Below are 12,361 nucleotides of genomic sequence, written 5' to 3' on the forward strand. Positions count from 1 at the left end.
CTCGTAGGAATGGAGGCTGCCAACCTCTGTATCAGTCCCGGTCGGTGGCCCAACGGCTCGTGTGCCAGACCACGCAGAACAGAGTACCGAACCTCACAATAGCCACCACACTGCCGGCACCAGTCATCAGGAGAGTTTGATCGGCGCTCCAGGACTGCGTTGGTCGCGGTGATGTGTTGGCCGATACAGAACAGATCGAGGGAGTCGAGTCGGCAGAATATCGTGAGGTCGGGGGTCGAGAATATAGGCCTGGCTACGTCCAGGTATTTCGTGAGGATTGGGTGAGAACCTCTATCATCGGAAGGCCTCGACCTCTGCTTGTGTAGCGGCTCGCCCTATTTCAGTCTCACCCACTTACACTCTCGTTGACGAAGAGCCGGACGTGACCATCACCGCACTGCAACCGCCACGCGAGTTCGTAGACGAAGTTGACGGACACGACCTCGTGTTCCTGCCAGCTATTCCGCCGCAAACCGCCGAGCTCGTTCGCAACGTCGAAACTTTTGATCCTGCGGTGAGGCACCCAACTTGTTGCAGTCAGGAAATCGATGATGTCACTGAGGCAACCGATGCCCTCGGCGTTGGTGATGAGCACAAGGGAAAGGCATTGAAGATAAGAGCGATACCGAGGACAGACAACGTCCTTGATTCTTGTGGGATCAGCCTCCCTCAGCGGCGGTTCATGCCATCAAGCCCCGCATCAGTTCCCTACTCACTTCGGACGGTGCTCGGCCATAACGTTGTCAAAGAGCTCATCGCCGAGGTCATCGTAGGAGACGTCCTTCGGGTACCACTCGTCGAGGTTGGCGAAGTCGCCCTTGTCGTCAAGGCCAAGTTCGGACACGCTCTTCTGCCAATCGTTCGCCGCAGTATTCAGCGTCGATGGGGCATCTGGTACTCCAGCCGTCTTCGCGGTCTTCTCCGACAGGGTCTTGGCATACTTCGCCATCTGCTTCTGTACGTCATCGTCGAAGGGTTCGACCGAACCGTCGTTGTCCTTCGCCTGCTCAACAGCCATCGCCTTGGCACCGATGACTACCTCCATCATGGTGCTGAAGGTTGTGGACATCGAATCGAAGACGACCTGCTGGTAGGCAAGAGGCAGTTCCGAGTACTTCTTCCCGGCAGTGATCGCACCGGCCGAACGCGCGATTCCCGCGTCGGAGGCCACACCGATGTTCGGGGCGACTTCGAACGTGCCGGCCTCGACGTTCGGGGCGAGCTGCCCGAGGTCGCAGTCGACGGTCCCACGCTGCAGCGCCTCATAGGTCTCAGGGAACGACAGTGAAACAGGGGTGGCTCCGAGGTCGGTGACCTGCTTGCCTGCAGCTGCCGAACCGACACGCAACTGCTTGCCCTTCCAGTCATCGAGTGACGTCATCGGCTTCGAGCACATTGTGGAATACCCACCGGCGGCGAGCATTGGGATGAGCGGAACGAGGTCCTTGTCCTCGAACTCGGCAAGTACTTCCGGCGTCTCCCATGCCGCTTGAACACCGGCCGCATTCGCCGCGAGGTCACTGGCCACCGGCGAGGACGGCAGCGTCGACATGGCGGTGCCGATCGCGTCGAAGGCCGGGTATTCGGCCGGGGTGTATGACGGCAGAGTGAAGGCGAGGTCGACGCGTCCGTCGGCCAGGGCATCATCGACGTCGGCGTAGCTGGCGATCGCCTGACCCCACACGATGTCGACGGTGATCTTCCCGCCCGAGCGTTCCTCGATCGCCTTCTTCACATCGAGCCCGTTCGGCGCGAGGATCGACTTCTCCGACATCGACGAGGGCTGGAACTTCAACGTCACCGGGTCAAGGTCGGCTAGTGCCTCATCGATCTCGCCCTGCGAAGCGTCATCAGCGAAGCCCTCGCCTGCCGCGGTGTCCGAGTCCGTACCGCTGCCGCCGACGGATCCGGCACATCCGGCGAGCAACGCCAGCGACGCGAACATTGCTGCGGTCTTCGTGGGGCGGATTGCCGCCGAGAGGATGCGATTCATGGGACTCCTTTGAACGGCGGCTGTGAGTTCCCTTCGATCATAGATCCGAATGAGCCCACCCTCACCATGACTCCCCTCACACTGTGCCGAAGCCACGCAACGGCGCGGTCGATGACACGGTGGGACCACCTCGGCGAGGCTCAGCCCAACATTCCTCCGCTGGTGCGTTCGATGAAATCGGGGAGCCATTCGGTCATTCCCGGCACGGCGATCATGAGGACGAGGAAGACCACTGCGACGGGGAGGAACCACAGGAGTGAGACGAAGATGTCACGCAGCGTGATGGAGTGCCCGAGGTTGACGTCGGAGTCCTTGACGATGCTGTGAACGATGTAGGGGATGATGCCGACCGGTGGGGTGACCATGCCGAACTCGCCGAGCAAGACGACGAAGACCCCGAACCACAGTGGGCTGACCCCCATCGTCTCGAGCGTCGGCAGGAGGATCGGGATGGTCAGCAGCATCATCGACATGGTGTCGAAGAACATGCCCATGATGACGTAGAGGACGATGAGCACGAGCAGGAAACCCACCGTCGACAGGCCCAGGCCGGTGATGAATCCGGTGAGGATGGGAGCGAGCCCGGTGATGGCCAGCAGGCTGGTGAGCATCGTCGCGCCGATCATGATGAAGAAGATCGCCGAGGTGGCCGAGACGGTGGCGAGCGCCGACTGGGCGACCTTCTGCCACGGCAGGTCACGCCGTTTCTCCCACAGGCACAGCAGAACCGAGCACAGGGCCGCCGCGGCACCAGCCTCGGTGGGGGTGAAGATGCCGGAGAACATACCGCCGAAGAGCACGATGAGGATGATGAGGAAACCCCAGACGCCGGCGAGCGAGCTGAAGCGGTCGCGCCAGGTTGTCGTGGGGCGGGTAGTGGCTGGGCTTTGGCCGCGGCCGACGAGTGTCGGGGCGATGATGCCGAGGACAAGGATGAAGGCAGCGAAGCAGACGGCGAGCAGAATCCCGGGTAGGGCACCGGCCATGAGGGCGGGCCCCACGGGCACGGAGGCGATTCCGGCGTAGATGACCATGAGGATCGAGGGTGGGATGAGGTTGCCCGTCATGCCCGCGACCATGATGGTCCCGACGGCCATGCGTTTGTCGTAGCCGGCCTTGAGCATCTCGGGGATGCCGGCTCGGCCGAGGGCGTAGGTCATCCCGATGGTCGAACCGGTCACTGCGGAGAGTCCGGCTCCGGCGAAGGTCGTACCGATGCCGACGCCGCCGGGCAGCCAGGAAAACCAGTGGTCGGCGACCCGGTAGACCTTGCCGGAGAGCCCTGATTGGGTGAGCAGCATGCCCATGAAGATGAACATCGGCAGCACGCTCAGCGTCCAGTCCGAGACCGCACTGAAGGGGGCCGTCGAGAGGATGTTCATGGTCGCGGGGATGCCGCTGACTGCGTAGACGCCGATGAGCGAGGGCACGGACAAGGCGATGGCCACGGGCACCGACAGGAACAGAAGCACCAACATCAACGCGATGCACCAGGCGCCCCCGACGGCGGCCGAAGGGCTAGTGAACAGGCCTGCGAGGCAGATGGCGACGAGCCCGAACCCGATGGACAGTGCCAGGTAGCCGGGCCGCTTCCGGCGGGACCCGGAGGGGAAGAGGGTGGGCCCGATGCTGGTGGAGTCGGTGTTGGCGGTGGTCGGGCTGGTGGCGTCATTGGCAGCTGTAGTGACGTCCGGGGGCAGGGCCGCGGCGGAGTGGTCGGTATTGGCGTTCACAGGTTGTGTCCGTTTGCCGAGCTTCTGTCGGCTCTGTACTCGATGTCGTGTTCGGGCGGTTCACCGGTGGCCAGGTCGGTCTCGGTCTGCCCGGTGCGGGCGATGACGAGGGCGTCAAGCACGTAGAGCGCGGCCAGGAGGACGAAGACGATGGGGACGAGGAAGTAGACCGGCCAGGTGATGACATCGGAGACGTCGGCGGTCGAGCCGATGGCCATGTTCTCCAGTGCCTTCATCAGCCCGAACCAGGCGAAGGCGATCGAGACGAGTGCGCCGAGGATGCACGCAAAGACTCTGAACACTGAGGCTGTGGCCGGACGTGCCCGTTCGATGGCCAGGGTGACGGTGATGTGTTTCTTCTGGAGTTGGGCGGCCGGGATGCCCAGGAGTGCCACGATCGGCAGGTACCAGTACTCAACGATCTCATTGGTGCCATAGATCGGGGCGTCGAAGAGTGAGCGCATGAGCGCGTGAGTGACGATGTGGACCATCATGACGATGATCGCGGCCGCAGTCGTGATCGTCAGGCATTTGCCGAGGACCTCAGTGAATTTCAACATCAGAAGTCACCTTAGCCCTCGACATGAGCGGGTGCGCCATCTGGCCAAGGCGCTGCTGCCGGGCTACTTGCCTGGGATGGTCTCTGGTGCCGATGGAGACTGCTTGCCGATGGGTTCAGCGAGTGACCCCTCGGTCGTATGTCTCATCGGTCGTGATGTCGCTGCGCGATCGGTCTGCCAGGAGCTTCAACGCGATGAGCGTGATCACTGCCGAGACGAGAATATACACAGAGACTGCATAGCCGGTGCCGAACTGGTGGATGAGCCAAGTGGCGATGAGCGCCGCCGGACCGCCGGCGACGATCGACGAGAGCTGGTAGCCCAGGCCGGCCCCCGTGTACCGGAGGTTCGTCGGGAAGCTCTCGGCGATGATCGAGGCCTGCGGGCCGTACTGCATTGCGTGGGGAATGAGCCCCAGGCACAGTGCGGCGAACGCCAGCCAGGTGATGCCGCTATCCAGGAGAGCGAAGTAGATGAAGCCCCAGACTCCCATGATGGCCGCACCCCAGGCGTAGATCTTCTTCCGCCCGATCGTGTCGGAGAGATGCCCGAACAGCGGGACCAGCACCAATTCGATCGCAGCGGCGATCAATGTGCCAATAAGGACGAAGTTGTAGCTGAAATTGTGGCCTGGCTCCGCCGAAGTCATATAGGACAGGACGAACGCTGTGACCACGTAGAACGGCATCTGCTCTGACATCCGCAGCAGTGCCGAGAGTGTGATCTCCTTCGGGAATCGCCTGAGCACCTGCAGCAGCGGAGCCGAGCTGGTTTCCTTGGACTTGATGACCTTGGTGAACTGCGGAGTTTCCATGATCTTCAGGCGAATGTAGAGACCGATACCCACCAGCACGAGGCTGAGCAGGAAAGGAATCCTGAATCCCCAGGACACGAAGGCTTCTGTGCCGAAGAGGCTGTTGAAGAGCGCCATCAGACCGGTGGAGAGGATGAGTCCGATTGCCACTCCCAGTTGGGGCCAGCTGGCCATCAGACCGCGACGCTTCTGGTCGCCCCATTCCATGGAGAGCAGAACTGAACCGCTCCATTCGCCACCGACCGCGATGCCCTGAACGATCCGCAGCAGGATGAGGATGATCGGCGCTACATCTCACCAGGTCGCAGAGCCTGGCAGGACACCGATGAGGGCAGTGGAAATGCCCATCATCAGCAAGGTGACGATGAGCATGACCTTCCGACCGATGCGATCACCCCAGTGACCGAAGATCGCGGCCCCCACAGGCCTGGCCAAGAAGCCGACGAAGTAGGTAGCGAATGCGGCAAGTGTGCCGATGTACGGAGAGACGTCAGGGAAGAACAGATGTGGGAAGACCAAGGCCGCGGCCGTGCCGTAGAGGAAGTAGTCGTACCATTCGATCGTCGTGCCGATGGTGCTGGCCAGTGCTGCTCGTCTGACCTGCTTCCTGTGATCCGCATCGGTCAGGGAGAAATCTTGTGCATGGGACATGACAACACGCTTAGTCGCGGGAATTCTCTGGCCTTTTAAATGTACTGCGGCCGCAGTATCTTTGACCTCTCGTCCAGGATTCTCTCAGAGATTTCACCGTCAGATCTCTGAGCGGTCGTTCGATCGAGAATCCTCGCAACAGCTGAATGCTCACGCCAGAAAGCCTTCACCCGCAGCGGCGCGGTGAACCGGCAGCAGCGCCCCGCCTGCACCGCGCTGGTGCAGCTTCGCCGCGCCGCTGATTGTTTCTACCGTGCTCAGCCGAGGATGAGCCGCCGTGTGGGCTCGCCCAAGTCGGCTGCTGTCTCGGCGAGCAGAGACTCTTCACTGTCGGCCCCTGCGCGGACGTACCGGCCGGTGAACGCGTCCAGCGTTCCCGAGGCCAGCGCCACCGCGAGATCAGTCACCTGCTCTGGGCTCGTCCAATCGCCCTCGCCACGGAAATCGTGGACGGGCATCGACTTCGTCATCTCTGTCTCCACGACACCGGGTGCCATCTCGAAGATCCGCAGTCCTTTCTCATGTCCGAAGTGGACGACGGAGTCAGCGATGCGGAACACTGCGGCCTTCGACGCCGAGTACACCGCGTAGGCCGGTGTTCCCTGCGCACCTGAGCCGGAGTTGAGGTCGATGATGCGGCTGGGACGACCAGTCGCCTCGGCGTTGGTGATGAGCACCGGCGCGAAGACATTGACCATGAGCGCCACACCTGTGACGTTCGCAGCGACGACGTCCTTGATGCTCTGCGGGTCCGCCTCCCACAGCGGGCCCTCGGTCGACTCGATGCGACCAGCATTGTTGACGAGCACCTGCAACCGGCGGGAAGTTTCGCCTTCGAGCGTGAGAACTGCGTCGCGGAAGTCGCTCACCGATGCGGCATCGTCGACGGTGAGACCGAGGCCGGTCACCGCTCCCCCGGTGGCGTCGACGATCTCAGCTGCCGCCTTCTCCGCCCGCTCCGCCGAGGTGGCCGTGACGACCACGTGATAGCCGGCGTTCGCAAACGCCTCGGAAAGATGGCGGCCGATGCCCCGGGCTCCTCCGGTGATGATGGCGATCGTTTCGGCAGGCACTGCGGTCGCTTCGGCGGTGCCTGAGTCGGTGGGCAGGTTGGTGCCGTAGGGCAGTTTCTCAATCATGTCGTCTCCTCAGCTTCTCACTTCGGCGCCGTGACGCTCAGCCGCCAGCTGCGTCGCAGCCTCACGCATCGCCGAGGCGTCATCTGCCTTGAGCGTGCGATCGGCGGCCCGGAAGGTCAGGCGGAAGGCCAGCGACTTCTTGCCCTCGGGCAGCTGATCACCGGTGTAGAGGTCAAAGGTCTCGAGTTGCTCGAGCTCCTCACCGGCGCCCTCGCGCAGAGTCGCGGCCAGGGTCTGCGTGGGCAGCTCCGCATCGACGATGAGAGCGACATCCTGACGGGAGACCGGGTAGGTAGAGAGTGCACCGTCCCAGGACCGCAGATCGTCCTGAGCTAGCAGCGCGTCCAGGTCGATTTCGAAGGCTACGGTCCGGGCCGGCAGCCCCAGGTTCTCGCACACCTTCGGGTGGAGTTCACCCGCATGCCCGAGAGCCTGCCCATCGGCGAGGACGAACTTCGCCGCCCGCCCCGGGTGCCAGGGTGCGATCTGGTCGGCTTCGACGCTGACCTCGATGCCGTTGGTGCGTGCAATGCGACGGACGGTGTCGATGACGTCCGTGGCGTCGGCCTTGCGCCCCTTGCCCCAGACGCCGGGAAGTTCGACGTTGCCGGCGATGATGCCCGCGTAGTGGTAGGGCTGAGCGGGAACGGAGGCGTAGATCTTCTCCAGCTCCGCATCGCTCGGGTGGTATCCGGGCAGGTGCCGTGGTCCCGGTCCGGCGGGCAGTCCCGCCGAGGTGGAGACGAGTCCACCTTCGAAGAGCGCGACGTCCTTGGCTCCGCGGCCAAAGTTGCGCACCACCAGTTCGACCAGGGTCGAGAGCAGGGTGGTCCGCATCAGCGGCAGATCCTCTGACATCGGGTTCGCGAGACGAATGTGCTGACGACGAATGTCGTCGGCGTCGAGTCGCATCTCATCGTCACGCTTCGAGTTCGTGAACGGGTAGGACAGCACCTCGGTGTACCCGTCAGCGGCGAGCAGGTTCGAGATCCGACGACGCGTCTTCTGCGCCTCGGTCAGACCATTGCCTGCCCGAGCGGCCGGCTGGATCGATGGGATCTTGTCGTAGCCGCTGGTGCGGGCCACTTCTTCGATGAGGTCCACGTCGGCCGTGATGTCTGTGCGCCAGCTGGGGACGGTGACGCTCAAGCGTCCTTCATCCCCGGCAGCAACCGATGCGCCGATGGCAGTCAGCTGCTCGGTGACCTCGGCTGCCGAATAGTCGATGCCCACGAGGTTGCCCACACGAGCGACATCGAGGTCGATGACCGTGGGTTCCGGTGCCTGGCCCACCTGCGTGGTCGCCGGGCTGAGCGTGCCGCCGGCGAGTTCGACGAGCAGGTCGGCGCAGCGACGGGCGGCGACGGGACCGAGTCTCGGGTCAACCCCGCGTTCGAAGTGGCGCGAGGCCTCGGAGGAGAGCTTGTGCCGCCTGGCGGTCCGAGCGATCGAGATCGGGTCGAAGTGTGCGGCCTCGATGACGATGTCGGTGGTCTCGGAGTTGACCTCGACGTCGGCACCACCCATGACACCGGCCAGACCGATGATCTTTCCGCCCTGGCCACCACGGTCGGTGATGAGGAGGTCTTCGGGATCGAGTTTCCGTTCCACATCGTCGAGGGTCGTGAACTTCTCCCCCGCCTGCGCGCGGCGCACGACGATCTCCTCGCCCAGCAGCGCCGTGTCATAGGCGTGGAGGGGCTGGCCGAGTTCGAGCATGACGTAGTTCGTGACATCGACGGTGAGGCTGATGGGGCGCATGCCTGCGGCAATGAGGCGACGCTGCATCCAGAACGGGGTCTGTGCACTCGTGTCCAGGCCGGTGACCTGCACGGCGGTGAACTGGTCGCAGCCGATATTGCCGTCGATGGGGTTGGAGTCCTCGATGACGACAGGGAAGCCGCCGTCGGTGGGGGCGTTCACCTCGGCGACGGCAGGGCTTCCGATATCGGTGAAGGACTGGCCCTTCATCTGCGCGTACTCGCGGGCGATGCCGCGCATCGACAGCTGGTAACCGCGGTCGGGGGTGACGTTGACGTCGAGAGTGACCTGGTCGAGTCCGAGGAGGGCAATCGCGTCGTCGCCGGGTTCACCGCTCAGACCGAGGTTCTTCAGGACGATGATGCCGTCGTGGTCCTCGCCCAGGCCGAGTTCCTTGGCCGAGCAGATCATGCCGTCGGACTTGTGTCCGTAGGTCTTGCGGGCAGCGATCTGGAAATCACCGGGCAGGACGGCTCCGGGCAGGCAGGCGACGACGAGGTCACCGACGACGAAGTTGTGGGCACCGCAGATGATGCCGCGGCTGGGTCGTTCCTCGCCGGGCTGCGGGTCCTTCGGATCATCGAGATCTTCATTGTGCTCAGGTCCGACGTCGACGCGGCACCAGTTGACGGTCTTGCCGTTCGAGTGCTCTTCCTTAACGAGTTCAAGGACGCGACCGACGACGAGGGGGCCGGTGATCTCGGGGCCGAAGAAGTCCTCTTCCTCGAGTCCGATCGAGGCGAATTCCGCGGCCAGGGCATGGGGATCCGTATCGGCCGGGAGATCGACGTAGTCGGCCAGCCAGTTCAGTGGGACGCGCATATCAAGCCTTCATTCCGAAACGAGCCGAGAAGCGCACATCGCCCTCGACCATGTCATGCATATCGTTGATTCCTTCGCGCAGCATCAGGGTGCGCTCGATGCCCATGCCGAAGGCGAAGCCCTGGTAGACCTCGGGGTCGATTCCGGCGGCCTTGAGCACATTGGGGTGGACCATGCCGCAGCCGCCCCACTCGATCCAGCCGGGACCGCCGACCTTGTTGGGGAACCAGAAGTCCATTTCGGCGCTCGGTTCGGTGAACGGGAAGAAGCTGGGGCGCAGGCGAGTCTTCGACTCGGGCCCGAACATCTCACGGGCGAAGCCGTCGAGGGTGCCCTGCAGGTTGGCCATGGTCAGGCCCTTGTCGATGGCGATGCCTTCGATCTGGTGGAAGACCGGGGTATGGGTGGCATCGAGTTCATCGGTGCGGAAGGTCTTGCCCGGGCACACGACGTAGAGCGGGACACCACGCTGCAGGAGGGAACGCGACTGGACCGGTGAGGTGTGGGTGCGCAGCACGAGTCCGGCATCGGCGGGGTCGACGAAGAAAGTGTCCTGCATCTGACGAGCAGGATGGTCGGGCCCGAAGTTCAGGGCATCGAAGTTCAGCCACTCGGATTCGATTTCGGGGCCTTCGGCGACTTCCCAGCCGAGGCCGATGAAGTAGTCGGACGCCTGTTCCTGGATGAGGGACAGCGGATGGCGAGCGCCGAGGCGGTTGCGGTCCGTGGGCAGAGTGACGTCGATGGACTCTTCGATGAGAACAGCAGCGTCGCGCTCGGCCTCGAGCTCGGCCTGACGGGCGTCGAGTGCCTTCTTGACCTGGCCGCGGGACTTGCCGACGATCTTGCCGGCGGCAGCCTTGTCGGCCTTGTCGAGACCGCCGATGGCCCGGTTGGCCAGAGCCAACGGGGACTTGTCGCCGGTATGGTCGATCTTCGCTGTCTTGAGATCGTCGAGAGTGTGTGCGTCCGCGAATGCGCTCAAGGCCGCATCAACGGCCGCCTTCACGGCCGACTCGTCCAGAGGGTCGAGCTGGTCAGTCATCAAAGTCCTTCATATGCCTGCGTAGGTACCGTTCTTCTACCGCGCATAAGTCTATCGCCTGTGATTCGGTGCCAGGCCACCCGTCCGGATGATGTGCATTGGGGACTTCGCCCAGGTCTGTGACCTGGCTCATCGAGACCTGTTGTCAGACGATGTAGTGTCGAAGGATGACGACTCAGCGAGCTTCCGATGTCATGGTCAAGGCCCTGGAGAACGAGGGAGTCGAACGCATCTTCGGCATCCCCGGTGAGGAGAATATCGACTTCATCGATTCTCTGCGCCAGTCCACCATCGAATTCGTCCTCACCCGCCACGAACAGGCCGCCGCCTTCATGGCCGCGACCTACGGGCGGCTGACGGGCAAACCGGGGGTGTGTCTGACCACCCTGGGCCCGGGTGCACTCAACTTGGCGACCGGTGCCGCCTACGCTCACCTCGGCGGGATGCCGGTGATCATGATCACCGGACAGAAGGGGATCCGCACGGCTGAGCAGGCACGCTTCCAGATCGTCAATACCGTGGCGACGATGAAGCCGCTGACGAAGGACAGCCGTCAGATCACCTCGCCGAGGATGATCCCCACCATGATCAGGGAGGCCTTCCGCGTCGCCCAGTCCGAACGGCCGGGTCCTGTGCACCTGGAACTCCCGGAGGACATCGCCGCGATGCCACTGGAGCAGAGTGAACTCGTGCAGCCGCACACCAATGGACGCGCCACGGCCAGCGACGATGCCATCGATGCCGCCGCCCAGGTGATCCGGACCGCGAAGCGACCGCTGCTCATGCTCGGCGCCGATGCCTCACGTTCGGACGCCAGCGAGGCTCTGTCGAGATTCGTCTCCCGGGTGCGCATCCCCTACTTCACCACGCAGATGGGCAAAGGAACCGTGTCCGGCTCGTCCGATCTGTACATGGGCACCGCAGCTCTGACCAGCCGTGACTACGTCCATGACGCGATCGAGAAGGCCGACGTCATCGTCACGATCGGCCACGATACGACCGAGAAGCCACCGTTCACGATGGATGAGAACGGACCGACCGTCGTCCACGTCGGCTACCGGGCGGCCGTCGTCGAGCAGGTCTACTTCCCGCAGGTCGAAACCATCGGTGACCTCGGCCCGAGCCTGGACCGACTCGCTGTGGAGCTCGTCGGCCATGTGCCCAATGCCGGAGCACTCCTGCCCATGCGGGCGGGGATCTTGGAGAAGATCGAAGAGAAGTCCGACGCCGACCGGTTCATTCCGCAGCGCATCGTGTCTGAGGTGCGCAAGGTCATGCCCGTTGACGGGGTCGTCGCCCTCGACAACGGCATGTACAAGATCTGGTTCGCCCGAAACTACCGGACCACGAGGGCCAATACACTCCTCCTCGACAATGCACTTGCCACCATGGGGGCCGGCCTCCCCTCGGCCATGGCAGCGAAGCTGACCTACCCGGAACGCCGGGTCATGGCAGTCGTCGGAGACGGCGGGTTCATGATGAACAGCCAGGAGATGGAGACCGCGGTGCGACTGGGCCTCGACCTCGTCGTACTCGTCCTCGAAGACAGCTCCTACGGCATGATCCGGTGGAAGCAGGCTGTCGACGGCATGCCCGACTATGGGCTGACCTTCGGCAACCCCGAATTCGTCGCCTACGCCGAGTCCTACGGGGCCACCGGGCACCGGCTGGGGAATGTCGACGACATGCATGACGTCCTCGAGTCCGCCTTTGCCGCCGGCGGAGTCCACCTCGTGGTCGTACCCGTGGACTATTCGGAGAACGAGCGAGTGCTCATCGACGAACTGGGTCAGCGGGAGGCTGCGGCGCTGGACGCGCAGTAGGGCTGGGCGAACGGCCCGGG

Annotated in this window: 8 protein-coding genes and 2 pseudogenes; 1 reads left to right on the forward strand and 9 read right to left on the reverse strand. The window is 63.5% G+C overall.

What is annotated here, in order from left to right:
* Window positions 1-38 precede the first annotated feature (38 nt).
* From AAFP32_RS10315 to pheS, 9 genes and pseudogenes are all read right to left on the reverse strand, one after another.
* Window positions 39-263: pseudogene (locus AAFP32_RS10315) on the reverse strand (ISL3 family transposase); the annotation flags it as partial.
* Between the two features lie 83 nt (window positions 264-346).
* Window positions 347-595: a hypothetical protein gene (locus AAFP32_RS10320; RefSeq protein WP_350269063.1), complete on the reverse strand. Its 249-nt coding sequence runs from the start codon at window positions 593-595 to the stop codon at window positions 347-349.
* Window positions 596-712: 117 nt separating this feature from the next.
* Window positions 713-1,993, reverse strand: a complete 1,281-nt coding sequence (gene dctP, locus AAFP32_RS10325; RefSeq protein ID WP_350269064.1) for a TRAP transporter substrate-binding protein DctP — start codon at window positions 1,991-1,993, stop codon at window positions 713-715.
* Between the two features lie 140 nt (window positions 1,994-2,133).
* Window positions 2,134-3,726 carry a TRAP transporter large permease gene (locus tag AAFP32_RS10330; RefSeq protein ID WP_350269065.1) on the reverse strand — a complete coding sequence of 531 codons (1,593 nt, stop codon included), beginning with the start codon at window positions 3,724-3,726 and terminating at the stop codon, window positions 2,134-2,136.
* The gene (locus AAFP32_RS10335) at window positions 3,723-4,286 is read right to left on the reverse strand and encodes a TRAP transporter small permease (protein WP_350269066.1); all 564 of its coding nucleotides are present in this window, start codon (window positions 4,284-4,286) and stop codon (window positions 3,723-3,725) included. The genes AAFP32_RS10330 and AAFP32_RS10335 overlap by 4 nt, the downstream gene beginning before the upstream one ends.
* Window positions 4,287-4,401: 115 nt before the next feature.
* Window positions 4,402-5,751, reverse strand: a pseudogene (locus tag AAFP32_RS10340) (MFS transporter).
* A 257-nt stretch (window positions 5,752-6,008) separates the two neighbouring features.
* The gene (locus AAFP32_RS10345) at window positions 6,009-6,890 is read right to left on the reverse strand and encodes an SDR family oxidoreductase (protein ID WP_350269067.1); all 882 of its coding nucleotides are present in this window, start codon (window positions 6,888-6,890) and stop codon (window positions 6,009-6,011) included.
* A gap of 9 nt (window positions 6,891-6,899) precedes the next feature.
* Window positions 6,900-9,473: a phenylalanine--tRNA ligase subunit beta gene (pheT, locus tag AAFP32_RS10350; RefSeq protein ID WP_350269068.1), complete on the reverse strand. Its 2,574-nt coding sequence runs from the start codon at window positions 9,471-9,473 to the stop codon at window positions 6,900-6,902.
* A 1-nt stretch (window position 9,474) separates the two neighbouring features.
* Complete coding sequence (gene pheS, locus AAFP32_RS10355; RefSeq protein WP_350269069.1) at window positions 9,475-10,518, reverse strand: phenylalanine--tRNA ligase subunit alpha; 1,044 nt, start codon at window positions 10,516-10,518, stop codon at window positions 9,475-9,477.
* Window positions 10,519-10,685: 167 nt separating this feature from the next.
* Here pheS and AAFP32_RS10360 point away from each other — a divergent pair, with 167 nt between their 5' ends.
* The gene (locus AAFP32_RS10360) at window positions 10,686-12,341 is read left to right on the forward strand and encodes an acetolactate synthase large subunit (protein WP_350269070.1); all 1,656 of its coding nucleotides are present in this window, start codon (window positions 10,686-10,688) and stop codon (window positions 12,339-12,341) included.
* Window positions 12,342-12,361: the final 20 nt, after the last annotated feature.

Source organism: Brevibacterium sp. CBA3109 (assembly GCF_040256645.1).
GTDB classification, from domain to species: domain Bacteria; phylum Actinomycetota; class Actinomycetes; order Actinomycetales; family Brevibacteriaceae; genus Brevibacterium; species Brevibacterium koreense.